Here is a 26,812-nt window from a genome sequence, read left to right on the forward strand (position 1 = left end):
AATAGAACGATAGCCGTTATTTTCGAGCACTGCAGCGCAGTGTACATAGAAGTACATGAGCAGCGGAGCACAGGAAATGACGGTTAGTGTTCATTTTTAGTAGAATTTGTTAACAAGCTCTTAGACGATCATTTTATCCCATTGACCATACGATGAAATAATTTTGCCACGAGGTATGGTCAATATAAAAAGCAATACCGCACAAATAATACTGGCCAATGTTGCGGCCAAGCCAGCGTCATAGACAAATGGCGTTATGAATAATGTCAATGCAAACGCTAAATTAATAAAACGCAATACCCGCACGGCCTCCGCCAACGCTGTTACAGTAACTGTAATAATTAAGGAACCCAACAAATGATCGGCGTTAGCCATCCCTCCTGATGCGTCCAGAGTCAACCGCGTACACATTAACCATACACCAATGGCGATACACCCTAACAAATTCCAAGGTAATGTAATACCACCATTGAGCATTTCTCTGATGATGGTTCCTGGGGATTGTTCAAAATCATCGTATTCTCTTTTTTTCCTATATGCTTCATCCGTATCACCGACAAAAAGAATACGGAACAATGGTCTCCCAGCCTTCCAGCGTCGCCATAAAAATACCCCTGTTGCGATCAGTTCATCAAATGAATAGGGAACTTGAATCAACATGGCAACGGCCGCCATTAAACACAAGGTACACCAAGTATCCAATAAGATTGGTTGAATGATAATAAACGTTATCGATACCGCCCCCAGAGGAACAATCATGATACCAAATAATAAAACTAGCCACGGCATGGTACGCCAGCGATTCGCCCCCCCAATAATACCAGTCAGGATTTCCAAAAGATAAACCACGGTCCCAAGGCCAGCATCGGATACTGGCCAAGCTGCGGATACATAGGAAGTAATGATTTCTTCCGTTCCATTTTTGGGGTCCTGTAAATTTCCCGGAAAAAAAGGTTCCCATACCTGGTCAATATATCCCAGTTGATAAGCAGTCAGATAGTGAGAAATAAATAACCCAATAAAAGCAAGGATAATAATAGGCAGTCGTTGAAACCAGCTTGAAGGAGAATAATCCCACCCAGGAGGAATAACAGGGCCAGTCAACGCTGCATGGGGAGCAACGCCAACATCTGGCCGCACGAGCACCGAAAAACCAATCACCAGTGAGCCAACAAGCGTATCATTCAGATAAATTGCCGCCGTAGGAGCCCAAAAGACAAGAGGAGCAAAAATTACCCATAATCCAACCAGCGCACAAACCCAGCGAATACTTGCAAATCGCCAGGATAAACAGGCAAATGCTAAAAAAACCAATACTGCACCACTGATCACATCACTAACGACGAGGGGAGAAGATTCATAGTTAAACATAACAGGGGAAGTCATCAGCCAAAACCCCATGCCAATATTTAAAAAATGCGCCCATAGATTTTGCTGATGTTGCTGCCTAAATTCAGTCTCATAACGCGTGCGTATTGTCTCAAGTCGTTTTTTTCCCAATGCCTGCATCCAATCTGGCGCAGTCAAGCCATTTTCTTTATACCAGCGTTTAGGATCATGCTTTAAATGATTTATTATCTTAGGCAGTGTGTTTTTAATTGAATGTTGAGGCTCCCACCCAAGCTTTTCTCGTGCTTTACGAATGTCCAACGCATAATGATCCGATGCTCTATCAATCATGAACGGGCGAATAAATGGTTTTTCACCTTGATCAAAATCATCAGGAATGACTGGTTCTGATTGTTCTTCTATCCAGGCACCCGCTTTAGCAATGGATGGCGGAATATTATATAATTGAGCTTCTTCGCCGTGAATCAAATCCGTAATTTGTGTTTGTAATGTTTCATAGCTAACGGTTTCTGGCTCGCCGGCAAGAATAATCTCTTTTTCATCGAGCTCATCTTGGTGTTGAATTGCTTTTTTAAATAATGCAACCAAATCATCTTGATGAATAAAAGATTGCCCTGCTTTGCGATTTCCCGCATACAAATGACTTTTTATACCTCGCTCATAAACTCGTGCAATCTGATTTGCAAGCGTCGGAATACAGGTAAATTCATTATATAATCCTGCAAGCCTCAGGATGAGATAAGGCATTTTACCATGATATTTTTTAATCATTTCTTCCGAGCGAACTTTGGATTCTGGATAAATCCATTTAGGAGCAAGAGGCGTATCTTCATTGATTATCTCGCCCGGTTCACACGGTTTATGCACTAACATCGTACCAGAATATATGAATCGACCCACTTCAAAATGCTGCAGTGCTTTCAACAGTCGTTTTGTTCCCTTAACGTTAACTTCTTCATAAAGAGGAGAGTCTTCCCCGCTAAAATCAAAATAAGCAGCAAGGTGGATCACTGCTTTAATCTTTACACCATACTGTTCTTTTAATAATTTAAATGCCAAAGCAACGGAAGAATCAGAAGTAATATCAAAAGCAATATCACAGGTGGCATCATCTCGATCAAACCCAATGATTTGAAACTCATCCTGCAGTGCCTCTTTTAATGACGTGCCTATGTTTCCTGAAGATCCGGTGATAACAATGATTGGCTTGCGATTTCCTTGAGCCATGGTTAAATCCTTTTAAAAAAACAGCGCATGGAGAAGAAAGGTTTAACTCCTCAATTCCTAATCTCGGTAAAAACTGAGAAAATCCTGGACCGCTTTTTTAGCTTCCTCTTTTGTATAACCGTAATGTTTTTGTAACTTGCCATAAATTTCTTGCTGGTTTCCTTTGATTTCCTCTAAATCATTATTAGTCAACTTCCCCCAAGCTTGTCTTAATTTACCTTTTAACTCTTGCCATTCACCTTGAAAAATATCCTTATTCATAAATCTATTTCCTGATAGATGCTGATTTATATAAGCTTAGCTCACTTTTTGTAATCGCATGAAAGATTATAATGTGAAAGAACGAATGTCTTTGCTTTTTTGCGCAAAATTTTTCCATGAATTTTGTTTTTTTGCCAATCTCCGGAAAATATTTTTCAAATGATAGGATTGTGGACCAAGTGCTTTATCAGCCAACTCCTCCCATTCAATGGGGGTAGCTATTGGTGCATGTCGTAACGCGCGCAAAGAATATGGGGCAACGGCAGTCATTGCGTAATCATTACGCAAATAATCAATAAAAACCTTACGACCTCGTTTTTTTTACGCTGTTCCAACGTGGTTAAATCCAAACACCGCTCATGCAATTTTTCAGCAAGCTTTCTCGCAATGATTTTAATTTCTTTAAAAGAACCACAAACCTTGATAGGAACATGAATATGCACGCCTTTTGAACCCGATGTTTTTACAAAAGAAGATACCTCCATAAAATCAAGCAAATCCTTTAATTCCAAAGCCACTGCACGTACCTTTTCAAAATCATTATCGGCAGGATCAAGATCAAAAATGATTTGGTCCGGTTTTTTTACATCCTGCATTTTTGCCAATGCCACATGTAATTCAATGGTGTTTTGCCCAGCCAGATAAACCAAATCCCGGGCTTCATTCACTCCAACCATATTCATATTTAAGCCGCCTTCTGTTTCCATAGGCACCTGCAATCGTTGGATAAAATCTGGAAAATAATCCGGAACATGCTTGTTAAAAAACCCCTCGTGCTCAATACCATCAGGATAACGTTTTAACGTGATGGGCCGTCCTTCTATCCATGGCAAAATATAAGGAGCAATGCGGCAGTAATACTCAGCAATGTCTTTTTTTAAAAAGTGGTCTTCAGAAAAAAGAATTTTGTCTGGATGTGAAATTTCAACCTCATGTATTTCCATCATTCGTCCTCGACTGGAGTTGATGAGCAGCCGCGATGTCGTTTGGGTAAAATCGACCAACCCAATCCTCAAAGCTCCATCCTGAGGTACCAATATAAAAATGATTGGTCATCTTATTTATCCTCCCTACAAACCTCTTTAGCGTCTTTATCCTTCCTTAACCCCAAAAAATATGGGTGACGTAATTTATGATTCGATGTCCACTCGGTAAATCCAACTTCAGCAACCAACTTCGGCTCTATCCAAGTAATATGGTCGTTTGATTCTGAAAAATCAGTGAAAGGACATGCGTCAGACTGCAAAGACGTCATGCGATGATGTAAAAACTCGAGAAACTCATCATCAAACCCTGTACCTACACGCCCGCAATACTTCAATTGTTTATCTTGATAATATCCCAGAAGTAATGCTCCGAACCCAATTCTTTGCCCTTGGGGCTGTGTATAGCCACCAATAACAAACTCCTGTCCATGTCCACATTTAAATTTTAACCATTGTCTTGAACGTTGACGTACGTATTGACTGTTTGCATGTTTAGCAATGACTCCTTCCCAACCTTTGGAACAAGCTTCATGCAAATACTGTTCACCTAGTTCATTACGATGAGGTAAGTAGCGAATGGAATGTCCCTTAAACGCAAAAACAGTTTTCAGAATAACCTTGCGCTTGCGTAATGGCAATTCTTCCAAGCTGTAACCATCCAGATAGAGAATATCGAATACATAAGCAAATACCGGGTATTTTCTAATTAACTTTTCGCAAGGATTTTTAACGTGCATGCGATTCTGCAATCGGGAAAAACTCGTTATTTTTCCATCAAAAGTAACCAATTCACAATCTAAAATAAAATTTCCTGGAAATTCTTTCAAAGCTTGACTTATTTCCGGGTAAAAATTATTTTGTTCCTTATTATTACGCGACAACATTTTGACTCGTTTCCCGTGCTTATGCAGTAGGCAGCGCTCACCATCAAGCTTACGTTCATATATCCAATCCTTATTAGAAAAATAGTCTTTCGTGAGTGTTGCCAACATAGGAGAAATAACATCATCCTGAGATTTTTTAATTAATTTTTCTTTTATTTTTCCAGGTAAATCGTTCAAGACTTTATTCATCATCTTGTTCTTCTTCGGCAATTTCTTCTAGAGAACGACCACTCAAAACTGAGTCTGGTTCCGTGCTGACTGGATTACGCCTGGCATCAGCAAACTTATCATCCAATTTGAAAATAACCCATTGTTCTTTATCTTTCTTTTTCCGGATGCGCGCAAGCGCATATCCTCCTTGTAACTTTTTGCCTTGCAACTTGATTTTCAATGCACCTTTTACAAGCGCTTCATTCATTGATTTTTCACCATCCTCCATCAGTGGTTCATAATCACCAATATCCCATACCAATACGGTTCCTGCTCCATATTCTCCTTTAGGTATAACGCCTTCAAATTGTGCATAATCCACTGGATGATCTTCTGTTCTTATCGCTAAATGCTTTTTATTTGGAATCGTCGAAAGACCTTTAGGCACCGCCCAAGAGACTAAAACATCCTCATTTTGCAACCTAAAATCATAATGCAAATGACTTGCATCATGTTTTTGAATAACAAAAATACGTCGGCAGGTTGAGGCTGCCTTATCCTCTTTCGGCTCGTTTGTTCTTTTAAAATCTCTGTTCTTTTTATAAGCACCTAAATTGTGTTTGGACATTCTTATTTCCAATCTTCATTAATGTCTAAAGGCCGGACGGCTGTTGTTTTATCAAAATGAATCATGCAATCAAACTGAGTGGGCAAATGCGTAAAAAAATAATGACTCGCACGTTCTGTTTCCGGTCGATAAATAACCCCGATGGCGCGTTGTAAACGAGGAATTTTTAAAAAATGTTCCAGAGATTCTTGTTCATGGGGATATAAAATAAAATTTTTGTATTTACCATCATGAAAGACTGCTTCATAACTGCCTTCCATGCCTGGAACAATTGATTTACATTGAACAGGCGCTCCCCAGTGGGAAGCTGCTGTGACCTGTCCATCATAAGTGGAAAAACCGATTGAATAAGTACTGCCATCATAATGTTCTCTTATTAATTGCCCAATATTTATTTCCCCCATCTCCTTCATTTCTGTAGCACGCGCATCACCAATATGAGAATTATGCGCCCAAATAATTATTTTGGCGGGTTTTTGATAACGATTTTCCAAGTAATTTGCTAAGGTATAAACCGTCTCTGCCATGTGTTTGTCACGAATATTCCAGGAAGAAACCCGATCCTCAAACATGGAGCGATAATATATTTCCGCGTCTTTGACCACCCGAGCATTTTGTGTTGCAAAAAAATAGTCATCTTCTGCCGCCATGCCATTACTCTTTAAATATCCAAACGCTTGATGCTGCAATTCTAACCATTGTTCGATGACTTTCTGTTTACAATTATTTTTTATCCCCGCAGTGATTAAAAAACCATACGTTTGCGGGTCGATATTCATGTGATCAAAGCAGGAATAACGCTCTCGAGCCCGGTCGGCAGCATTGGGATCAACCTGCATTAAATAATTAATGACTGCCTCCATAGAAGCATTAAGACTATATAAATCCAATCCATAGAATCCTATTTTCTCATGAACGGATTGTAATGCATCATTATGGTGGCGAAGCCAATTAAGAAATGGAGGCATCGTTGTATTACGCCACATCCATTTTGGAAAGCGCTTAAAATCAGCCAGCGACGCATAAGCATCCTCTTGTGTTGTTTCACCTTCATGCCCTTGTATAAAGCGATGAATACGATGTACATCAGGCCAATCACCTTCTATTGCCACAGCCATAAAACCTTTTTTCAAAATCAATTGCTTCGTGATTTCAATACGGGCTTGATAGAACTGATGCGTTCCATGCGTGGCTTCACCAATCAATACAAAGCGTGCGTCCCCTATCTTTTCCAATAAAGAAAAAAACTGCTTCTCATGTTCTCCAATAGGAATTGCCGCGTGATCAATGGCCGCAATAAATTTCTGATAAACATCCTCATACATAACGCTTCCTTCCCCTGGAAATTTATTAAATTATATTTAATAACAAGTAATTATTTAGCTACCGCTTTTTATGACCATGACAAAGTATGCACATAAAATAATAGTAGCCTCTGATTTCGCGTAATGCCATTTGATGAAAGAACGTGCTTATTAATAAGCCATATAAAGTACAATTATTTTAAATAATTATCTCATTGATCATTTAATAAATTATCTTTCACTGATTTTACAAAAAACTATTGAGCATTAAGTCATTTATGCGGTATGTTGAAATACACCCCTAGAAAATTGGGTTTGGTACAAGCAATGGTCATTTAGGGAGAAATGCGATTTGCCAATTGGCTCAGTAAACATCAGAGCTGGCCAAAATGAATAAGCTTTAGCATAAGGAGGAAATTATGGCTACAGGCGAAGTTAAATGGTTTAATAATGCCAAAGGCTGGGGATTTATTGTACCGGAAGGAGGCGGCGATGATATTTTCGTTCACTTTTCCGCCATTCAAGGCGTTGGCTATAAAACCCTAGTGGCAGGTCAAATCGTTAGTTTTGACCTGGAGCGAGGCGAACGTGGCTTGCATGCTACCAACGTCTCAGCCCTGGCAGAAACAGCAGAAGCAGAATAGCGCCAATCACCACCAGATAAGTCCTATAATACAGCAGGTACCTGCTGTATTATTAGGTTATTTGATAATCAAAAAATAAATTCATGCCGCGGTACACAACCCTAAAACATTAGGATACAATGAACGTGGGTGTTTTACTGTCTCTTCCTCATGAAAAATGGCTTATTATTAATCAACCTTGGCACTCCTGATCATCCCGATACTCCTTCTGTCAGGCGATATCTGCGCGAATTTCTTGCCGACAAACGAGTTATTGATTTGCCAAGCATCATGCGGTACTTCATTCTTTATTGCTTTATACTTCCTTTCAGGCCACAACAATCAGCCCGCGCCTATCAATCAATCTGGCTTTCCGAAGGCTCACCCTTGCTACATCACAGTCAAAATTTATTGAGAAAATTACAATCTCGGGTTGATGAACATTGCAAAATTGCCCTTGGAATGCGATATGGCAAACCTTCCATAGAGCAGGCATTAATGGAATTACAAGACTGTGAAACCATTACGATATTACCGCTTTATCCACAATACTCATCAGCAGCAACCGGCTCTACGATAGCCAAGGTATTGCAACTTCTTTCCGAACAAAATAGGATTCCCTCAATCCATGTTATTCATAATTTTCATCAGCATCCAGGATATATTCAAGCCAAAGCCGCAATCATAGCCCCCCACTTAAAACACCATGAATTCATTCTTTTCAGCTATCATGGCATCCCAGAAAATCATCTACTCATTGGAGATTGTAAAAAGGATTGCTCCCATTCCTGCAATCCAGCTTCTCCCAATAATCACAGCTGCTACCGCGCACAATGTTTACGTACTACGGCATTACTGGCCCACACCTTATCACTAACACAGCAATGCTACGCCACCTCATTTCAATCAAGATTGGGAAAAACCGCCTGGATAAAACCCTACACAGATAAAACACTCGAAGACCTAGCAGCCCGCGGCATTAAACGGTTGGCAGTCGTCTGCCCTTCCTTTGTTGCTGATTGTCTGGAAACGCTGGAAGAAATTGGCCTCCGTGCCAAAGAACAATGGCATCAAATGGGAGGCGAACGACTTACGCTGATTCCATCCCTGAATGACGATGAACACTGGGTTGATGCCATCCTAGCATTAACCAAACTTAACTCACCAACATCACCCGACTCACCAACTACATTTCAAAAGCACTAACATAAACAATTGAGCAAAATACTCGCAAATGCCCTGCAAATTGCAAAACCTGATTTTTATGCTATACCCATTCGAAAGACAGTATAATTTTTGATCCAGCACAAGATGACTTCTTCGAGGAGGTTGATATGAGTAATAAACAATTCTCAGAACGCCTTAATAAAGAGCTCGATGAAATCGGTGTACCCCAACGTAGTCATGAACGTGTAGAAATACTCGCCAAACTTATTAAAGTCCCCCGATTTAAAGCAGAAGCACTATTAAACGGCAATGCGAATCTTGAAGCCCCTTTACTTGATCTTTTAGCTGAAGAATTGGAAGTCAGCACCGATTGGCTCTTGGGGAAAAGCGACAAAAAACACAATTAAAAGCTTATGAAGTTTCTGTCATCCTTGAAAACGCTTGTTAATCCCCATGGGTTTAGCATGTTTTTCAATGTACTGGATGATTTCACCGGCAATATCAATGTGAGTGGTTTTTTCAATCGCCTCAAGGCCAGGAGAAGAATTGATTTCTAAAACCAAAGGCCCATGATTAGACCTTAATATATCAACTCCAGCTACTTTAAGGCCCATAGTTTTTGTTGCAGCAACTGCAAGCGCACGCTCCTGTGAGGATAATTTAACCTTATAGGCTTTTCCTCCTTGATGAACATTTGCGCGAAATTCTCCTTCTTTGGCTTGTCGCTTTATAGCAGCAACCACCTTATCACCTACCACCAGACATCGTATATCCGTACCGTGTGATTCGGAAATAAATTCTTGCAGCAAAATATTAACGTGCATTTCTTTAAATGCATTGATGATACTAATAGCTGATTGCTGGGTGTCCGCCAGAATCACGCCTTTCCCTTGAGTTCCTTCCAATAGTTTAATCACTAATGGAGTACCACCAACCATGCGGATTAAATCTTCTGTATCACCTGGCGACTGAGCAAAACTTGTCAGTGGCATAGGAATGCCTTTACGCGCCAACAGTTGTAAAGAGCGAAACTTATCCCTTGAACGCGAAATTGCTATTGATTCATTCAAAGTATACATGCCCATGGTTTCCATATGACGCAACACGGCCGTGCCATAAAACGTATTGGAACTGCCAATACGCGGGATCACGGCATCAAAATGCGGTAATGTTTCTCCACCCCGATAATGAACTTTCGGACTTGAAGCCGCCACATTCATATAGCAATACAAAAAATTGATTATTTTAATTTCATGACCTGCAGCTTCGCCAGCTGCTTTTAAACGCTGATGAGAGTATAAATTAGGATTTGTCGCCAGTATTGCGATTTTCATAACTACTAACCTTAATTGTTATTAATAAGCCTATCCTAGTACCTTTTCCATTTAATTTTGACAGGTTATCTGCCATTCCAGCGAAGGCAGGAAACCTGTTTAATCTGGCCCTGTGCTCTGTTCAGAATGGATCCCAGCCTTCGCGGAGATGACAAAAAACAGAGCGAGGATGACAGAAAATAGAACTTTTTGTAACTCAACAAAAAACAGAACACTCAACCTGTCAAAATTAAATGGAAACGGTACTAGGAAGCCCGTACTATTTATTCCCGTCTAATAATAAATAATTTAAATAAATTCAAACGGATACATATATTTTGCACCGCAGCAAGCATTAGCATTCCATGCATGCGCTGCTTTAAAGATCCTATAAAAAGTGTAGATCACCTTGACAGTACTTACTGAGCATTCTATAAAAAATTATCAATCATCCGCTCAACTCCACAGGATGAGTCTGCCAAACCAATTTGTTTCATTAGGACGCCAACAATAGGTAATCATTCGCCAGACTGTCTGCTTGATGAGGTACTGTAAAGAAAGCAATTAATTGCCCTTGTGGATTAAACAACAAAACCGTTCCCGTATGTTCAATATCATAATTTTCTGAATCTTTGTTGTCTTTAAGAGCAACTTTTGCATAAGCAATGCCCATTTCACGTGTCATAGCCTTTATGGTGCTTTTATCTCCACGAGCTCCATAAAAATTAGAATTAAACGCATGAACATAATGAGCCAGCTTTTCCAGATCATCACGCTGTGGATCAATGGATATCATAACCACTTTCGGTAAGGTTTTTGCGCCTTTTTCCTCCAGCAAACGATACATTTTACCAAGTTCCGCCATGGTGGTTGGACAAAGATAGCCACAATTGGTAAAGCCGAAAAACATCATAGTCCATTGCCCTTGCAACTTTGCATTATTAAATGGTTGCTCATCAATGCCAGTCAAGGCAAAGGAATTGACTTCTCTTGGGTGATTCAGCAAGGTACCGTGGAATTGACTCTCATCAATCTTCTTTTTCTTATGCATATATTGTGAAACAAACAGGCCTGATACTAAAGCAACAAATGCTACTAAAGCAATCACCGTCAATGCCACACCATTTTTTTTATTAGCCATTTGTTCCCCTTACAAATAATGATCCAACAATAAGAATAAAAATAACAACATCAAATAAATAATAGAAAATCTAAATGTATGCATGGCCACAACCGGCTGATCGCTGCGATATAAAATAACGGCCCAATATAAAAAACGGGCCCCTAACAATAACACTCCAGTAAGATAAAACCAGCCACTCATCCTCACAATAAAAGGTAATAAACTGACAACGACCAACAAAATGGTATATAACAATACATTTAATTTAGTAAATTGAATTCCATGCGTCACAGGCAACATTGGAATTTCCGCATGTTGATAATCTTCAAACCGGTAAATAGCCAGCGCCCAAAAGTGAGGAGGGGTCCAGGTAAATATAATTAATACTAACAGTAGCGCTTGTGGATCCAATTGATTGGTCACAGCCGTCCAGCCCAGCAAAGGCGGAGCAGCACCCGCTAACCCACCAATGACAATATTTTGGGGCGTGGCACGCTTGAGATATCCCGTATATATACCGGCATAACCAATTAAGGTAATGAAGGTCAGGAATGCCGTAAGGGTATTGACAAAAAAATCAAAATAACAATTCCCAAACTTCCCATAGCAAGAGCAAACCAAGACGCCTGCCTTACAGAAATTCGTCCATGCGCTATTGGCCGCTTTTTAGTTCGCGACATAATGGCATCGATGCGTTTATCCAGTAAATGGTTGATTGCAGCAGCACTTCCTGCACATAGCCCAATCCCAATAAGAGACATTCCTAATAAAGTCAATGAAACCCATCCTGGGGACGCAAGATACATGCCGACCAATACCGTCAGTAACATTAATGCCACGACACGAGGTTTGCATAACTCCAAATAATCTCGCCATGTCGTGCTCATGCACGAGTTATGCTTGAGGTGCATCAGCCACACCTCCTTTGGATAAATACAGCAAGCTAAACAGGGTGACAAACAGTAATGCAGCAACGCCATTATGGGCAACCGCTACCCATAATGGTAGAAAATATATCACATTCATCACCCCTAATAAAAATTGCACCAGCACAAGTATAATGGCTGCCATGGCAACTGCTCGCAGATAATTTGAACGAACCCGAGCAATGATAAACCCCGACAGGAAAAGAACAAAACCGGCGGTCACAACGGCCCCCAAACGATGTATAAATTGGATGGTGACTCGAATATGAGATTCTAATAAGCCGCCCTGATAATTAGCCCCTACCGGTAAAAATAAATTGAAGCCCTGCGAAAAATATAGTTTTGGAATCCATGTGCCATTACATTTGGGAAAACCAATGCATGCAATCCCTGCATAATTTGAGCTCACCCACCCGCCTAATCCGATTTGTAAAAAAACAATAATAGTTCCTAAGATAATCCAAAAACGCCAATTTGCCAGATTTTGTCCTTTGACATCACTTAATTGCCAGCCAAAGTAACAAAGACCAGCAAAAATCAATATCCCGCCAAGCAAATGCGCCATCACTACCACGGGGAGCAATTTTAAAGTAACCGTCCACATCCCTAACATCGCTTGGAATATCACCAAACACATCAATCCCAAAGGCACGGTTTTGGGTACTGCTTTTAAAGCACGGGTAAACAAACAACTTAAGAATATAATTAAAATTAGCAGACCCAATGTTCCTGCGGCATAACGATGCACCATCTCCGTCCATGCCTTACGTTTTTCAAAGGGTTGCTCAGGAAATTGTTTTTGTACGAATGACAACTCACTTTTTCCAGAAGGCAATACCATTTGGCCATAACACCCTGGCCAATCAGGACATCCTAAGCCAGCATCTGTCAGTCGGGTGTAGGCTCCCAACATGACTACTGTCAAAGCTAAAATAATTGCCAATGTCGTTATTCGGCGCAACATGTTTATTTTCATTAATCCGTTACTCTTTTGTATTTAATAAACGTTTAACGTCATGAAAAATATCCTCTGGCTTAGCCTCTGTTGAGTAAGCCAGTACCAAAAATCCATCAGGACTTTCAAGATATATTTGCGGCACACGCGGTAAAATAGATAAAACTTTAAGATCACCAGCGGTTAATTTTAACACATGAATATCCTGGTCACGCAAAATATCAGCTAATTCGGCTGATAATGACGGAGCATCGATGCTTATCAATAACCCAGATTCAACTTCATACAAGTGCCGCCCCAACGCCAATCGAATTCGTGCCAATTTATTCAATTGTTGCATACATTGTTTCTCACATCCTTGTGGGTTCCAAAGTAACATTCGCCACTTAGCTGCGGTTTCAGATCGCGAGATTAATATTGGCGGCTTTAACCATTTCCCCTTATTGGTTTTGGTGGCTCCCAACCATTGAGGATGCTGATAAAAAACATAAGCAAAAAAACCAGGAGCGGCAAACAATAAAACCAGTGAAATTGGAATAAAATACTGACGCCAGATAATTTTCATGTTCTTTTCTTACTATTTAAGGAAATAAACAAGACAAAAATAACCAATGCGATGGCAAACCACTGAAATGCATAAGCGTAATGTCGCTGCGGAGGCATGGAAACAATATCCCATGCACGAATGAAACCATTCGCTTCCTTTTTGTCAAGGCGAATAATAAATGGATAGACTGATTTATGCAAAAACTGACTAATAATTTTTGTATCAATCCACTCAATGACCATTTTTTCATCTTGTTTTTTTTCCAAAACCTGCCCCAATAAAAATCTTTTTCCGGTGGATAATAACTACTTCCTGTTATTTCAGTCTCTCCAAGCGGAGTATGAATGGCAGGCAAAGATTGTCGGGTCATATCGCCGGCTATCCAACCTCTATCAACAAGAATAATTTGATGATTGGATAATTGCATGGGTGAAAAAACATGATATCCAAATTGATGTTGATGATGTTGATTATCCAACAGCACGACCTGGGGAAGAAAATGCCCATGAACCCTAAGCTTTTGATATTGGGTTGGAAGTTCGCTTATGGGTGTCCAATCTACAGGGGGTTGATTTACAAATTGTCTTTCTAAATTAAGCATCCGTTCTTTCTCATGGGCACGCCCCAATTGCCAATATCCCAAGCGCATAAATACCAAGATTGCACACAATGCCAATATTGCCATAGGCCAATTTAAGGTGAAACGAATTTTAAAACCGGTTAAACTTAACATTTTTTATCGATGTCAATTTACATGATGCAGTGATTCAGTCGGGGTGACCGCTCAAAAAGCAGGAGTATAGCAATGTTTATTAAAGGCATCATCATTCTTATCATGTTAATCATCCTGGCAGCTCTGGCAAGCAGTCTTATTTTTCTTGTTAAAGATGCGGGCAAATCCAAACGCACGGTTAAAGCATTAACGTGGAGAATTGGTTTATCACTTTGTCTTTTTATTTTTTATTTTTAGCATTTGCCCTTGGCATTATCTCGCCTCATTCCATATGAGGTGAGAATGAAATTAAACGCGCGCTTTAAAGAAAACGATAAGACGTTTAAAAAACTGACACAAGTTCATATTCATTTGAGCCGATTGTATGCCATAATGATGAATTTAGTCCTATTTTAATTAAGCATGATAGCACTTATTTTCCTGTTTTATTTTCTGATTGGCATTCAAATAATATTTAAACCTAACTCATTAATTAAATTACAGTTTTTATTTTGTTTGTTTCTTACTATGCTTAGTTTTAATTTTCACAGCCATTTGTTAGCTTATTTATCTGTATTATGATGACACAACATAAATTACATCTCGTGGGTAATCGTATAGGACTTATCATCGTAAGTTTTATTTTGATCTTCGCATTTGCCGATCAATTGTTCCGACACGACATCCCCTGTCCTCTTTGTCTATTGCAACGCATTGCGTTTGTGGGCATTGGCTTATGCTGCTGCATGAATCTTAAATGTGGAATTAAACCCTCCCATTATGGTTTGATGCTCTTGTCAGCTGTCCTGGGGTTTGCAATCTCTTTACGACAATTATTTTTACATATGGCTCCTGGTGATCCTGGTTATGGACCATTGCTTTTTAATCTCCACCTCTATACCTGGTCAGCCGTAGGATTTTTCATCATTTTAGGTCTTATAGCAATTGCTATGCTTCTTGAACATGGGTTTTCCGACACGCTCATCCCTTTGGGAAAACCAACTCTATTATTGATGGGTGGTTTTCTCATCTTGATTCTTGCCAATGGAATCAGTACATTTATCGAGTGTGGAGTTCTTATTTGTCCAGATAATCCAGAGCATTATAACTTGCTAATGTCGAGTCCAGACAGCAAGAATTGATTTAAGGTAAGCATTACATGAGGCGTATTATTTATTTTTTATTAGCAATATCCACCGGTGCCTGTGCCGATACCATCGATCATTATATGAATATTGTAAACAATATTCCACAAATGGAGATGAAGGCTGATCCACAATCACAAGCATGGGCTAGATCCGCCCGAAATATTCTTACCCTAACCTGTGAAAGCATTGCCGAAACACTTATATTGGCCAATGATTCGGCAAAATCTCAAGGACAACCATTATTTTGTCTACCTGCAGGAACTCAACTTAAAGCTGAGCTGCTTGATAGCCTCATTCAGCAAACTTACCGCTCCCTATCAAGCCAGCAAAGTGACAAAAATAAAATGACCGTCTCACAGGTTGCTTTGTTAGGTGTCAGCAAACAATATCCATGCCAGCCAGGAAGCGTCCAAAACAATGCGATGCAGTCAGGGTATAACCAATCCTCATCCGTAAACTCTCAAACCAGTGGCATGCTTCACCAAAGTGGATTACCGATGATTAAATAATTTATTGATTATTAGCTAATTTTTATTGAATTCTTCAAAAGCTTCCAGAGCTTCGGCAGCATACATAAGCGAGGGCCCGCCACCCATGTAAATTGCCATCGCCAATGTTTCAAGTAATTCTTCGCGGCTAGTCTGCAGCTTAACCAACGTGTGGGCATGAAACCCAATACAACCGGGGCAATGATTAGCAACGGCCAGAGCCATAGCAATTAATTCTTTCGTTTTCTTATCCAAAACACCATCTTTACTTGCCGCTTGCGAAATAGCAGCAAAACCCGACATGACTTCAGGCATTTCCTTACGCATTTTTCCTAGCTGTGTACTAATATCCCTTGTAATTTGGGTAAATTTATCTGACATAACCTTATCCTTTTATTGAGCGTTAATTACGGTAGGTTTATTTTACAAAAATATATAGGGTCTGTTTACATTTCATTTCACGGCTGCAAATTTGTCTGATTGGCGCCACATGACGTTTGAATTCGTTAAATAGAGCTTGTTATTCGCCTCACTCAACTGCAAAGTGACACTCAATCACCCAAGTTTTCGCTTCGCAAAATAAAATGTAAACAGACCCTAATATACAAATGATTTTATTCATAATCCAAGCTTTGTTGAATTTTTTCTTAAAATACCCTAGAGATGAGTTTTTTATCCTATGCCCTGAAAAGTCAGGAGGATTTTGAAAGTCCTTATACAATAGAACTTTCTTAAAATCTCTCCAGCCTTATCAAAGCCTATTGGTTTCAATGAAAAAGAGGCCACCATTTTTTAATGGGCGTGTTGTTCACGATCTTCAGACACACGATTTACTACTTGTCCACAAGTGGCTTTATCATGTGTATTTCTAGCAATATCACCCAATGAAAGAATCCCTACCATTTTTTTATTATCACGATTATCCAATACAATAAGACGTCGAACTTGCAATTTTCCCATACTTTTTACAGCACTTTCTAAATATCTCAAGATTCCAGAGGTATATGCCATTGGTGAAGGCGGACTTTTAGGTATGGCGCTTGATCCCCAGTTTGCAAAAACACATCACCTATATCTTTATGTGACGACTCGCTCCAATGATTCTCTGCAAAACCAAATCATTCGCTATACTTATGTCGTGGCCAGCCTGCCGCCAACGACGCTCGGATTCTGCGCATTAACCCACAATCGCTTGATTAATCGCACAAAACGTATCATGCTGGCTGTAAATTATTTACCCCTACGATTTAATGGCCAGCAATCAATCACATCATATTGTACAGGTCCAGAAGTAGACATTGATTTTAATAAGCAAAAATCCTTAACCACCCAGGATATGAGTGGGATAGACCGTGTAGCAAATGGCTGTACCCACTTGCGAGCGATGGTCACATGCGGAAGATAAAGCGATGTATCAGGCTTAAATCCTGCGGTGATTAAACCATGGTTAAGACTATTCAGTAACCGTTCCAATTCAGCTGGTTTTTCTTCCATACCTAACCAACAAACCTTGGTAGGTAACCAACAACCAACTTCATTGATTTTCACTGTGAACGGTGGACTGTGTATTAAAGAGGCCATAGATTTTACGGCATTTAAAAACTCAGGAGAGACACTGCCTAAATAAGCCAACGTGATATGCAAATGATTCATGGCAACTGGAGAACAGGCGACCTTGGCGGTGATTTGTTGACTGCATTTATATAATGCCAAGGCTGTTTTCTCATCGGGGCGCAGCGCAAAAAAATAACGCTCTTTTCTCGTGGAATAAGGCAAGTCTTTTGGAAGAGCACATCGTTGAATCAAACCTTGCAACGCCACTTCTACGGCTTGTTGACGTACAGCAGTTCTGTCGCCTTTAAAAAAATAACATGCACTGTATATAGGTTGAAAATCTCCAGCCCATGCTAGCCATACCATACCAACCGGTTTTTCTTTGCTACCCCCATCCGGACCTGCGATGCCAGTAATTGCGACACTGACTTGCGCCTCGCTATGAGCAATAACTCCCAACGCCATGGCTCGTGCAGTCGCCTCACTCACGGCTCCATGAGTACGGATGGTCTGATGAGAAACAGCCAGCATTTGTTCTTTGGCTTCATTACTATAAGTAATAAACGCTCGGTCAAACCATTGGGAACTCCCAGGCACCTCCGTGATCGCCGCAGCCAAACTACCACCCGTACATGATTCCGCAACGGCACAACGTAGATTACGCTTTAATAAAATCGTACCCAACTGTTCGGCAAGCTGATGTATTTTCCTTTCGGTTGGCATGAGATCCTGACCTTAAAGACCGCTCTTTAAATTCTGAGCTTATTGAAATATTTCCTGAAGGAAATCCGTCATTGCCTGCCAGGAACGACGTTCAGCCTTAGCATTATAAACCGTACCTAAGGATTCATCATGGGCTTGTGGATTGGTAAAAGCATGTTTGGTATGGCCATACATATGAACCTGCCAATCAACGTTTGCTTCCGTCATTTCCTGGCAGAATGCCGCCATCTGTTCAGGCAATACCATAGGATCATCATATCCATGTAAAGCCAGAATTTTGGCTTTTATAGATTGCTGAGAAATCCCTTCCGGTTTATTCAGCAATCCATGAAAACTAATCACTCCGGTAATATCAGCACCACTACGTGCCAGATCCAAAGCACAAAGCCCACCAAAACAAAAGCCAATCACAGCAATGCGCTTATTATCAACCTCATCCATGGTTACCACAGCGTCCAGCCCGGCTTGAATACGATCTCGCAACAAACGACGATCATTCATCAAGGGCGTCATAAGGGCTTGTTTTTCATCCACAGATTTTCCCTGACGACCAAATCCGTACATATCGACAGCAAAGCCCACATACCCCATTTCTGCCAACAACTCAGCCTTCTGACATGCAAAATCATTTCGTCCTGTCCAGTCATGAATAACGAGTACTGCTGGCCTGGGTTTAATCGTTTGATCATCGTAAGCAAGATAACCATATAGTTCTTGCTCGCCATGATGATACACGTAGTTAGATGAATGCATAATGATCCTCGCCCTAAAATTTAATGATTAAGTCTAGTTCGATATTCACAAATGTCTAGAACATGCAGGAAGAAAAAATCATGCCATTTATCATCCTATTTTTTATGACTTGAATGGCGTGATATCATCGTTGCCGACGCCTGATCCGTAGGTAATATAATAATCTCATTGATATTAACGTGCGCAGGACGCGTTGCACAATAGAAGACAGCATCCGCAATATCATCCGGAGAAAGCGGCTCCATTCCTTCATAAACAGCTGTCGCACGCTCTTTATCCCCTTTAAAGCGCACCAAGCTGAAATTGGTTTCAACCGCTCCTGGGTCAACAGAGCTCACTCTGATTTTTGTGCCCAATAAATCTTGCCGAAACCCTTGAGACAATGCCATAACCGCATGTTTAGTAGCGCAATAGACTGCTCCCTTAGGATAAACCTGATGACCCGCAATAGAACCAATATTAATCACATGTCCAGAGTTTCGCTCAACCATTTGAGGAAGAACGGCGCGAGTGACGTATAATAACCCTTTGACATTCGTATCAATCATTTTTTCCCAATCGCTAACATCAGCGTGCTGGACTGCTTCAAGACCCGAAGCCAAACCTGCATTATTAATTAAAATGTCAATGTTTCTCCAAGAAGCAGGTAAATCATTCAAAGCCTCCATGACTTGAGAGTGCTGGCAAACATCCAGTTTAAAAACATGGACATCAACAGCATATTCCTCCCGTAATTGTGCTGCAAAAGCATGAAGAAGCTCCAGACGACGAGCACATAACAACAATCTAGCTCCGGCGTAAGCAAATTGTTTGGCGCATGCCTTGCCAATACCGCTAGACGCTCCGGTTATCAATACAATTTTATCTTTTAACATCAATGGCCAACCTCATGACTTCATTAAGCATAAGCTCTCTCTATCCTATTTATTTATGCAAATATAACAACAATGAACTTAAGCCTTATGCTATTGTTTATTTAACCGATGAGCTTGCTGATTATAATTATTATCATAATAGAAATACCTTAGAATAAAATTCTCGAATTTATTTTAAGGTACAATTGCTATCTTTACTGGGGAAATGTAGCTAACCTTGCTATGATCACTCAGAAAAAAGCCGCATGGTTCCCATACAGACACCATGCCCTTACTATTATCACCCATCATTACCTGTAATAAAATAGCAAGCCCAATAAAAAAATAAATAATAGAGATTATGATGACTGAAGAAAACAAATTATTATTAAAACAAGCATTTAAAGCCATTTTTGAACATGACGTCGTTAATGAGGAAACGATTGCTGCTTTCTTTTCTAAAGAGTATCGGCAATGGGTAGATGGCCATGAACTGGATTATCAAGATTTCATAAAACATATTCAGGCACAGAAAAAACGAGTGGCTACCGTATCCATCGAATTTAAATCCATGATTGCTGAACATGATAAAGTCGCAACGGTTCATTTAATTGATGCTCTGACTAAAGAAGGTGATCCAGTACGAGGTAAAGTCATTGCCCAGTTCACCATTAAAAACAAGAAAATTGTTGCATGTGAGGAATTAACGTTTCTTCATGAAGCAAAAGAAAAAGATAGAGATTTGGGCTCCGTACGCTAATCATTATCATATAGATTTTCAGTCTAACGTTTTTCGGTAGCGTTTAAAGCCAATCAACATCACCCCTCCCGTAAAACCAACAATGGGAATCACTTCACGCCATACATCCACAAAATGATTACCCTTCAAAAGAATGCCGCGAACGATGATTAAAAAGTGTGTGAGCGGCAAGAAATTACCCAAGAATTGCGCCCATTCAGGCATACCACGGAAGGGAAACATGAATCCTGATAATAAAATGGATGGTAAAAAGAAAAACATGGCACTTTGCACCGCCTGCAATTGATTGCTTGCCAACGTAGAAAAAGTTAAGCCCATCATTAAATTCGCAGCAATAAAGGGCAAGCACAGGACTAATAACAATAAAATGCTCCCTTGCATTGGCACATTAAATAAAAACTTGGCCATCAGTAAAATCAGTAGAATTTGAATATAACCGACGATAATATAAGGAAGAACTTTACCAATCATGACCTCAAGCGGCCTAAGTGGGGTTGCTAGCAAATTTTCCATCGTTCCTCTTTCATATTCTCGGGTAATGGCCAATGCAGTAATCACCACCATGGTCATGGTCAATACCACACCAAGCAAGCCGGGAACAATATTGTAAGCTGTAATAGCCAAAGGATTGTATACTGCATGCACCAAAGGAATATAAGGAGGAGAACCTGCACGCAGTGATTCAAGAGGCCCTGTCAAATCTTCATTTAATGCCAAATGCGCTAATTCACTAAATACCTCTACTGCCCGACTAGTAGCCGCCGGATCCGTGGCATCGGCTTCTAATAGCAACGAAGGTTTTAACCCCTTGAGCAAATCATGGGAAAAGTCGGGAGGAAAATTAATCACAAATTGCACTTTTCCTGTCTTTAACAAATCATTGGCTTCTCTTTCTGATGAAGATGGATTAATAAATTGGAAATAAGTTGAATTTTCCATACTTTTTAAAATTCGACGGCTCATGTCACTGTGATCATCACCAACAATAGCCGTAGGCAAATGTCGAGGATTAAGATTAATCGCGTAACCAAATAAAATCAGTTGAATCAATGGGATACCGACGATCATGGCGAACGTTGCTTTATCACGGCGCATTTGAATAAATTCTTTAATAATCACTGCCAATAGGCGTGAATTCATCCAGAATTTCAATCCCGTTCTCCTGAGGATTGCCTGACTAAGCTTAAAAAAGCATCCTCTAAAGTAGACTCAATTTCATACCAGCGGATATCGTGTTCTTTTTTTAAAGAATCCAAACCATTTTCAATGTCTTCTTTATTAAAACCACAAACATGAATATGCCTCCCAAATAATGCTGCCTGAATCACGCCATCAATTTGTTTGGCTTTTTGCAGCAATGTTGTGGTAATGTCGCCACGAATTTCCCATGTTTTTAATTTTGTGCTCTTGATGACTTCATCAACGGTACCGGTAATTAACAATTTTGAGTGCGCAATGTAAGCCAATCGAGTGCATCGCTCCGCCTCATCCATATAGTGTGTCGTCATCAGCGTTGTCACTCCTTGTTCACTTAATGAGTGAATTCTATCCCAAAAATCACGCCGCGCGATGGGGTCAATACCTGCCGTGGGTTCGTCCAACAACAGCAAATCCGGTTCATGCAACATGCAAGCAGCTAAAGCCATTCGCTGTTTCCACCCACCCGATAATTCCTCTGCCAACTGATCCTGTCGTTTCGTCAACTCAAAACTTTCCATGATGCGAGTTACCCGCTGCTTTCGATTATTCAGCCCATACACACTGGCAATAAAATTCAGATTTTCCTTGACACTTAAATCAGTATAAAAACTGAATTTTTGCGTCATATAGCCTACTCGCTCCTTAATTTTTTCCGATTCTTTTGTAATATCATATCCCAGGCAGGTTCCAGATCCGGAATCTGGGGTTAATAACCCACAAAGCATACGAATAGTCGTCGTTTTCCCGCTGCCGTTCGGGCCGAGAAAACCAAATACTTCCCCTTTTTTACTTGCAAATCAACCTCGTCAACCACGACTTTATTGTCAAATGATTTTCGCAACTTACTCACATCGATGACCGTTTCACGAGCCACTTTCAATACCATACACAATGACAGGTTGACCTGGTTTAAATTGATTTGGTTTTTCTATACTGGCCTTTACTCTAAAAACCAATTTATCACTGTTTTCACGACTATACACGAGAGGTGGGATAAATTCCGCTTCTGGAGAAATATAGTTAATGACGGCTTTGTTTTTTTTATCACATCCATCACAGGTAAAAGAAATCACTTGGCCTAGATGTAGTTTAGCCAATTGTTTGACTGGAACAAAAAACTCAATTCGCATATGTCTGGGCGCTAGTAAAGACATGACGGCTTTTTGACTACCAACAAATTCACCTTGCTGATAATAAGTATCCAAAATCACACCGTTTTCAGGAGCAACAACACGCTTTTGTGCCAATCGCCACTGCGCTTGATTTAATTGAGCGTTCAAGGCAGATATTTTTGCTTTTTGGGCATTGAGTTGCTCCTCTCTACTCCCCAATAAGGCTAATTCCAGATCGGATTGATATTGGGCTTTTAAATGTTCCAGTTCCTTAAATCTCGCCAATGCTTCATCATAATTATCCTTATCCGTAGCATCTTTTTCATATAAAGTGCGATAGCGATTAACACGTAACTCTGCCAGTTGCAATTGCGAATCCACTTGGGAAATTTTTGCATGAATTGCGGCAATTTCAGGGATACGTTTCGGATTTTGCAAATCTTTATAAATTTTTTGAGCTTGAGCTATCTCAGATTGTCTTTCCTTAATGATCAAAATTTCCGGATTTTCATCAAGCTTGAATAACAATTCATCTTTCTTAACCTGTTGTCCTCGCTCTACAACTTTTTTAACTAAAACGCCAGAATAAGGGGAAGCAAGATAAATTGCCTCACCTTCCACATAACCTTGATATTGGTCATGATCAGATTGACCACAACCAACCAGACATACCATCCCTATTAAACTGGCTATCGTTCTAACATTCATTCGTTTTCATACTCATTCATACATAGTGCAGCTTTTTTATTATTGAAGAACGGGTCAAGATCATAATAAGATGAGATGTTAAAATGTCCAAGTTATTGTTTTACAGTCCCTAAGGTATAGCATACCCTTAAAATTCCTATAGAACAGCCATCATTATGAATAAATCAATTCGATCTTATCAAGATAAATACCCAATACTCGGGCAACGGGTCTACATTGACCCGCAAGCGGTGATCATTGGTGATGTGACCATCGGTGATGAAGTATCCATATGGCCCATGGCTGTTATCCGTGGGGATGTCAACACCATTCATATTGGAAATTCATGCAATATCCAAGATGGAGCCACCCTGCATGTTACCCATCCTGGACCCTATACAGCAGATGGGCATCCGCTAATTTTGGGAGAAGGTGTTACAGTGGGGCATCAAGCCGTGCTGCACGGCTGCCGCATTGGCAATTATTGCCTCATTGGAATAGGAACCATCGTTCTTGACGGCGCCTATATTGAAGACCACGTCATGATTGCAGCAGGCAGCCTAGTACCTCCTGGCAAACAATTAAAAACGGGGTACTTATACCTTGGCAATCCAGCACGCGCCATTCGGCCATTAACAACTAAGGAATTAAGTCACCTAGAATATTCAGCGCAGCATTATATTCGATTAAAGAACAGCTATGAAAATTCCACTGACTAAAAAATGTTCAATCCGTTCAATCATAAGAAAAACAGAGGACTCATTAAAAATGAGCGACCGGTAAACAACTGAGATAAAAAAGATAAAATTTTTTGAAAAAAAAAAGCGGCTCTTTAGCCGCTTTAGGAAAAAAGCCCTGGCGATGACCTACTTTCACATGGGGAAGCCCCACACTATCATTGGCGCGCGTTCGTTTCACTTCTGAGTTCGGGATGGTATCAGGTGGTTCCAAACGGCTATGGTCGCCAGGAAAAACGGTATTGGAAGCTTACGCTTCCAAGTGGTAAAGATTGAGGCATACACAAACGCATGCGTTAACCTGAATCAACTCAGGTTATATGGTCAAGACAATCAGCCAATTAGTACGAGTTAGCTTCACGTATTACTACGCTTCCACACCTCGCCTATCAACGTCGTCGTCTTCAACGGGCTTCATGGGAAAACTCATCTCGAGGGAGGCTTCCCGCTTAGATGCTTTCAGCGGTTATCCCGTCCAAACTTAGCTACCCGGCAATGCAACTGGCGTCACAACCGGTACACCAGAGGTTTGTCCACTCCGGTCCTCTCGTACTAGGAGCAGCTCCTCTCAATTTTCCTACGCCCACGGCAGATAGGGACCGAACTGTCTCACGACGTTCTAAACCCAGCTCGCGTACCACTTTAAATGGCGAACAGCCATACCCTTGGGACCTGCTGCAGCCCCAGGATGTGATGAGCCGACATCGAGGTGCCAAACACCGCCGTCGATATGAACTCTTGGGCGGTATCAGCCTGTTATCCCCGGAGTACCTTTTATCCGTTGAGCGATGGCCCTTCCATACAGAACCACCGGATCACTAAGACCTACTTTCGTACCTGCTCGAGCCGTCGCTCTCGCAGTCAAGCACCCTTTTGCCTTTACACTCTTGGTACGATGTCCGACCGTACCGAGGGTACCTTTGTGCTCCTCCGTTACTCTTTGGGAGGAGACCGCCCCAGTCAAACTACCCACCATACACTGTCCTCATCCCAGTTCATGGGACCAAGTTAGAACCTCAACAATCACAGGGTGGTATTTCAAGGTCGGCTCCATACAAACTAGCGTTCATACTTCTTAGCCTCCCACCTATCCTACACAGTCATTGTCAAAGTCCAGTGCAAAGCTGTAGTAAAGGTTCACGGGGTCTTTCCGTCTAGCCGCGGGTATACGGCATCTTCACCGCAATTTCAATTTCACTGAGTCTCGGGTGGAGACAGTGTGGCCATCGTTACGCCATTCGTGCAGGTCGGAACTTACCCGACAAGGAATTTCGCTACCTTAGGACCGTTATAGTTACGGCCGCCGTTTACCGGGGCTTCGATCATCAGCTTCAGCTCGCGCTTAACCAAATCAATTAACCTTCCGGCACCGGGCAGGCGTCACACCCTATACGTCTTCTTACGAATTTGCAGAGTGCTGTGTTTTTAATAAACAGTCGCAGCCACCTGGTCTCTGCGGCCTTCGCCAGCTTCATTACGTAAAGCAACTAACCAGCAAAGGCGTACCTTCTCCCGAAGTTACGGTACCATTTTGCCTAGTTCCTTCACCCGAGTTCTCTCAAGCGCCTTAGTATTCTCTACTCGTCTACCTGTGTCGGTTTGCGGTACGGTTCTCTATAAGCTGTCGCTTAGAGGCTTTTCCTGGAAGCTTGGCATCAATAACTTCTCAGCACACCAAAGTGTCTGAACCACTCCGCACCTCAGCGTTAGCAGCAAGTCGGATTTGCCTGACTCGCCCGCCTACATGCAAGTACCAGGACAACCATCGCCTGGCTCACCTAGCCTTCTCCGTCCCCCCTTCGCACTTATAAAAAGTCCAGGAATATTAACCTGGTTCCCATCGACTACGCGTCTCCGCCTCGCCTTAGGGGCCGACTCACCCTGCTCCGATTAACGTCGTGCAGGAAACCTTAGACTTACGGCGAGAAGGCTTTTCACCTTCTTTATCGTTACTCATGTCAGCATTCGCACTTCTGATATCTCCAGCAACCTTCTCAAGTCACCTTCTCAGACCTACAGAACGCTCCCCTACCACGTGCATCTAATGCACATCCGCAGCTTCAGTGTATGGTTTTAGCCCCGTTACATCTTCCGCGCAGGCCGACTCGACCAGTGAGCTATTACGCTTTCTTTAAAGGATGGCTGCTTCTAAGCCAACCTCCTGGCTGTCTATGCCTTCCCACATCGTTTCCCACTTAACCATAACTTTGGGACTTTAGCTGGCGGTCTGGGTTGTTTCCCTCTCCACGACGGACGTTAGCACCCGCCGTGTGTCTCCCGTGGTCCAATTAACCAGTATTCGTAGTTTGCATCGGTTTGGTAAGCCATGACAGCCCCCTAGCCGAAACAGTGCTCTACCCCCAGTAATCAACCCACAAGGCGCTACCTAAATAGCTTTCGGGGAGAACCAGATATCTCCGAGCTTGATTAGCCTTTCACTCCTAGTCACACGTCATCCGATAATTTTTCAACATTACCCGGTTCGGACCTCCAGTTGGTGTTACCCAACCTTCATCCTGCACATGACTAGATCGCCCGGTTTCGGGTCTACTCCCAGCGACTCTCGCCCTATTAAGACTCGATTTCTCTACGGCTCCCCTATCAGGTTAACCTCGCCACTGAAAGTAACTCGCTGACCCA

The 26,812-nt window shown here is 41.2% G+C and carries 28 protein-coding genes, 2 rRNA genes and 3 pseudogenes (1 of these 33 only partly in view); 9 read left to right on the forward strand and 24 right to left on the reverse strand.

What is annotated here, in order from left to right; translation table 11 throughout:
* Positions 1-120: 120 nt before the first annotated feature.
* The 6 genes and pseudogenes from LOA_RS10780 to LOA_RS10805 form a co-directional block, all read right to left on the reverse strand.
* The gene (locus tag LOA_RS10780; RefSeq protein ID WP_025386351.1) at positions 121-2,577 is read right to left on the reverse strand and encodes an NAD-dependent epimerase/dehydratase family protein; all 2,457 of its coding nucleotides are present in this window, start codon (positions 2,575-2,577) and stop codon (positions 121-123) included.
* A 57-nt stretch (positions 2,578-2,634) separates the two neighbouring features.
* Entirely contained in the window at positions 2,635-2,838 is a 204-nt protein-coding gene (locus LOA_RS10785) for a CsbD family protein (RefSeq protein WP_025386352.1), read from the reverse strand.
* 66 nt (positions 2,839-2,904) lie between these two features.
* Positions 2,905-3,785: pseudogene (gene ligD, locus LOA_RS10790) on the reverse strand (non-homologous end-joining DNA ligase).
* Between the two features lie 110 nt (positions 3,786-3,895).
* Positions 3,896-4,900: a non-homologous end-joining DNA ligase gene (gene ligD, locus LOA_RS10795; RefSeq protein ID WP_202814053.1), complete on the reverse strand. Its 1,005-nt coding sequence runs from the start codon at positions 4,898-4,900 to the stop codon at positions 3,896-3,898.
* A complete protein-coding gene (locus tag LOA_RS10800) occupies positions 4,890-5,486 on the reverse strand; it encodes a DNA polymerase ligase N-terminal domain-containing protein (RefSeq protein WP_025386354.1) in 597 nt (198 codons plus the stop codon). Before LOA_RS10800 ends, ligD (LOA_RS10795) begins: the two co-directional genes overlap by 11 nt.
* Before the next feature lie 2 nt (positions 5,487-5,488).
* Positions 5,489-6,811, reverse strand: coding sequence for an erythromycin esterase family protein (locus tag LOA_RS10805; RefSeq protein ID WP_025386355.1), 1,323 nt, complete (start codon positions 6,809-6,811; stop codon positions 5,489-5,491).
* 398 nt (positions 6,812-7,209) lie between these two features.
* On the opposite strand from LOA_RS10805, the gene LOA_RS10810 reads away from it, so the two are divergent.
* The 3 genes from LOA_RS10810 (at position 7,210) to LOA_RS10820 (ending at position 8,987) form a co-directional block, all read left to right on the forward strand.
* Positions 7,210-7,434, forward strand: a complete 225-nt coding sequence (locus LOA_RS10810) for a cold-shock protein (protein WP_025386356.1) — start codon at positions 7,210-7,212, stop codon at positions 7,432-7,434.
* 150 nt (positions 7,435-7,584) lie between these two features.
* A complete protein-coding gene (gene hemH / locus LOA_RS10815; protein WP_025386357.1) occupies positions 7,585-8,619 on the forward strand; it encodes a ferrochelatase in 1,035 nt (344 codons plus the stop codon).
* A gap of 128 nt (positions 8,620-8,747) precedes the next feature.
* On the forward strand, positions 8,748-8,987 hold the full coding sequence (locus tag LOA_RS10820; RefSeq protein ID WP_025386358.1) for a hypothetical protein: 240 nt from the start codon (positions 8,748-8,750) through the stop codon (positions 8,985-8,987).
* 18 nt (positions 8,988-9,005) lie between these two features.
* Here LOA_RS10820 and rimK read toward each other — a convergent pair whose 3' ends face one another.
* From rimK to LOA_RS15925, 7 genes and pseudogenes are all read right to left on the reverse strand, one after another.
* Entirely contained in the window at positions 9,006-9,914 is a 909-nt protein-coding gene (gene rimK, locus LOA_RS10825) for a 30S ribosomal protein S6--L-glutamate ligase (RefSeq protein ID WP_025386359.1), read from the reverse strand.
* A gap of 475 nt (positions 9,915-10,389) precedes the next feature.
* Positions 10,390-11,034 (reverse strand): SCO family protein, encoded by a 645-nt coding sequence (locus tag LOA_RS10830; RefSeq protein WP_025386360.1) that lies wholly within the window; start codon positions 11,032-11,034, stop codon positions 10,390-10,392.
* A 9-nt stretch (positions 11,035-11,043) separates the two neighbouring features.
* Positions 11,044-11,927 (reverse strand): annotated as a pseudogene (gene cyoE, locus LOA_RS10835) (heme o synthase).
* Positions 11,911-12,918 carry a COX15/CtaA family protein gene (locus LOA_RS10840; protein ID WP_025386361.1) on the reverse strand — a complete coding sequence of 336 codons (1,008 nt, stop codon included), beginning with the start codon at positions 12,916-12,918 and terminating at the stop codon, positions 11,911-11,913. Before LOA_RS10840 ends, cyoE begins: the two are co-directional and overlap by 17 nt.
* Before the next feature lie 7 nt (positions 12,919-12,925).
* A complete protein-coding gene (locus LOA_RS10845) occupies positions 12,926-13,462 on the reverse strand; it encodes a hypothetical protein (protein WP_035895419.1) in 537 nt (178 codons plus the stop codon).
* Positions 13,459-13,686, reverse strand: a complete 228-nt coding sequence (locus tag LOA_RS15920; protein ID WP_274544559.1) for an SURF1 family cytochrome oxidase biogenesis protein — start codon at positions 13,684-13,686, stop codon at positions 13,459-13,461. The genes LOA_RS10845 and LOA_RS15920 overlap by 4 nt, the downstream gene beginning before the upstream one ends.
* Positions 13,687-13,805: 119 nt before the next feature.
* Positions 13,806-14,177, reverse strand: a pseudogene (locus tag LOA_RS15925) (SURF1 family protein); the annotation flags it as partial.
* Positions 14,178-14,249: 72 nt separating this feature from the next.
* Between LOA_RS15925 and LOA_RS14235 the strand changes: the two are divergent.
* From LOA_RS14235 to LOA_RS10865, 4 genes are all read left to right on the forward strand, one after another.
* Positions 14,250-14,414 (forward strand): twin transmembrane helix small protein, encoded by a 165-nt coding sequence (locus LOA_RS14235; protein ID WP_042238947.1) that lies wholly within the window; start codon positions 14,250-14,252, stop codon positions 14,412-14,414.
* Positions 14,415-14,579: 165 nt separating this feature from the next.
* On the forward strand, positions 14,580-14,738 hold the full coding sequence (locus LOA_RS16285) for a DUF5993 family protein (protein ID WP_420324039.1): 159 nt from the start codon (positions 14,580-14,582) through the stop codon (positions 14,736-14,738).
* A complete protein-coding gene (locus LOA_RS10860; RefSeq protein WP_025386362.1) occupies positions 14,735-15,298 on the forward strand; it encodes a disulfide bond formation protein B in 564 nt (187 codons plus the stop codon). Before LOA_RS16285 ends, LOA_RS10860 begins: the two co-directional genes overlap by 4 nt.
* Positions 15,299-15,315: 17 nt before the next feature.
* Complete coding sequence (locus LOA_RS10865; RefSeq protein WP_025386363.1) at positions 15,316-15,813, forward strand: hypothetical protein; 498 nt, start codon at positions 15,316-15,318, stop codon at positions 15,811-15,813.
* 15 nt (positions 15,814-15,828) lie between these two features.
* On the opposite strand, the gene LOA_RS10870 is transcribed toward LOA_RS10865, so the two are convergent.
* From LOA_RS10870 to LOA_RS10890, 5 genes are all read right to left on the reverse strand, one after another.
* The gene (locus LOA_RS10870; protein ID WP_025386364.1) at positions 15,829-16,173 is read right to left on the reverse strand and encodes a carboxymuconolactone decarboxylase family protein; all 345 of its coding nucleotides are present in this window, start codon (positions 16,171-16,173) and stop codon (positions 15,829-15,831) included.
* A gap of 411 nt (positions 16,174-16,584) precedes the next feature.
* Positions 16,585-16,782 (reverse strand): CBS domain-containing protein, encoded by a 198-nt coding sequence (locus LOA_RS14935; protein ID WP_202814057.1) that lies wholly within the window; start codon positions 16,780-16,782, stop codon positions 16,585-16,587.
* A gap of 240 nt (positions 16,783-17,022) precedes the next feature.
* Positions 17,023-18,069, reverse strand: coding sequence for an RNA 2',3'-cyclic phosphodiesterase (gene thpR / locus LOA_RS14240; RefSeq protein WP_025386366.1), 1,047 nt, complete (start codon positions 18,067-18,069; stop codon positions 17,023-17,025).
* A gap of 39 nt (positions 18,070-18,108) precedes the next feature.
* Complete coding sequence (locus LOA_RS10885; RefSeq protein WP_025386367.1) at positions 18,109-18,822, reverse strand: dienelactone hydrolase family protein; 714 nt, start codon at positions 18,820-18,822, stop codon at positions 18,109-18,111.
* Positions 18,823-18,917: 95 nt separating this feature from the next.
* Positions 18,918-19,697, reverse strand: coding sequence for an SDR family oxidoreductase (locus LOA_RS10890; protein ID WP_035895426.1), 780 nt, complete (start codon positions 19,695-19,697; stop codon positions 18,918-18,920).
* Between the two features lie 340 nt (positions 19,698-20,037).
* Here LOA_RS10890 and LOA_RS10895 point away from each other — a divergent pair, with 340 nt between their 5' ends.
* Complete coding sequence (locus tag LOA_RS10895; protein ID WP_025386369.1) at positions 20,038-20,436, forward strand: nuclear transport factor 2 family protein; 399 nt, start codon at positions 20,038-20,040, stop codon at positions 20,434-20,436.
* Between the two features lie 18 nt (positions 20,437-20,454).
* Here the strand turns inward: LOA_RS10895 and LOA_RS10900 are convergent, their stop codons facing one another.
* From LOA_RS10900 to LOA_RS10910, 4 genes are read right to left on the reverse strand one after another with little or no spacing between them, the layout of a single operon-like run.
* Positions 20,455-21,576: an ABC transporter permease gene (locus tag LOA_RS10900; protein ID WP_035895431.1), complete on the reverse strand. Its 1,122-nt coding sequence runs from the start codon at positions 21,574-21,576 to the stop codon at positions 20,455-20,457.
* A gap of 8 nt (positions 21,577-21,584) precedes the next feature.
* A complete protein-coding gene (locus tag LOA_RS10905) occupies positions 21,585-22,367 on the reverse strand; it encodes an ABC transporter ATP-binding protein (RefSeq protein ID WP_238551379.1) in 783 nt (260 codons plus the stop codon).
* Positions 22,343-22,510 (reverse strand): P-loop NTPase family protein, encoded by a 168-nt coding sequence (locus LOA_RS15510; RefSeq protein ID WP_238551237.1) that lies wholly within the window; start codon positions 22,508-22,510, stop codon positions 22,343-22,345. The genes LOA_RS10905 and LOA_RS15510 overlap by 25 nt, the downstream gene beginning before the upstream one ends.
* Entirely contained in the window at positions 22,500-23,456 is a 957-nt protein-coding gene (locus LOA_RS10910) for an HlyD family secretion protein (protein ID WP_025386371.1), read from the reverse strand. The genes LOA_RS15510 and LOA_RS10910 overlap by 11 nt, the downstream gene beginning before the upstream one ends.
* 155 nt (positions 23,457-23,611) lie before the next feature.
* On the opposite strand from LOA_RS10910, the gene LOA_RS10915 reads away from it, so the two are divergent.
* Positions 23,612-24,154: a gamma carbonic anhydrase family protein gene (locus tag LOA_RS10915; protein ID WP_025386372.1), complete on the forward strand. Its 543-nt coding sequence runs from the start codon at positions 23,612-23,614 to the stop codon at positions 24,152-24,154.
* Between the two features lie 134 nt (positions 24,155-24,288).
* Here the strand turns inward: LOA_RS10915 and rrf are convergent.
* Positions 24,289-24,404, reverse strand: a 5S ribosomal RNA gene (gene rrf, locus LOA_RS10920).
* Between the two features lie 88 nt (positions 24,405-24,492).
* Positions 24,493-26,812 (reverse strand): 23S ribosomal RNA (locus LOA_RS10925); it runs 580 nt beyond the window's last position.

This window comes from Legionella oakridgensis ATCC 33761 = DSM 21215 (assembly GCF_000512355.1).
Classification (GTDB): domain Bacteria; phylum Pseudomonadota; class Gammaproteobacteria; order Legionellales; family Legionellaceae; genus Legionella_A; species Legionella_A oakridgensis.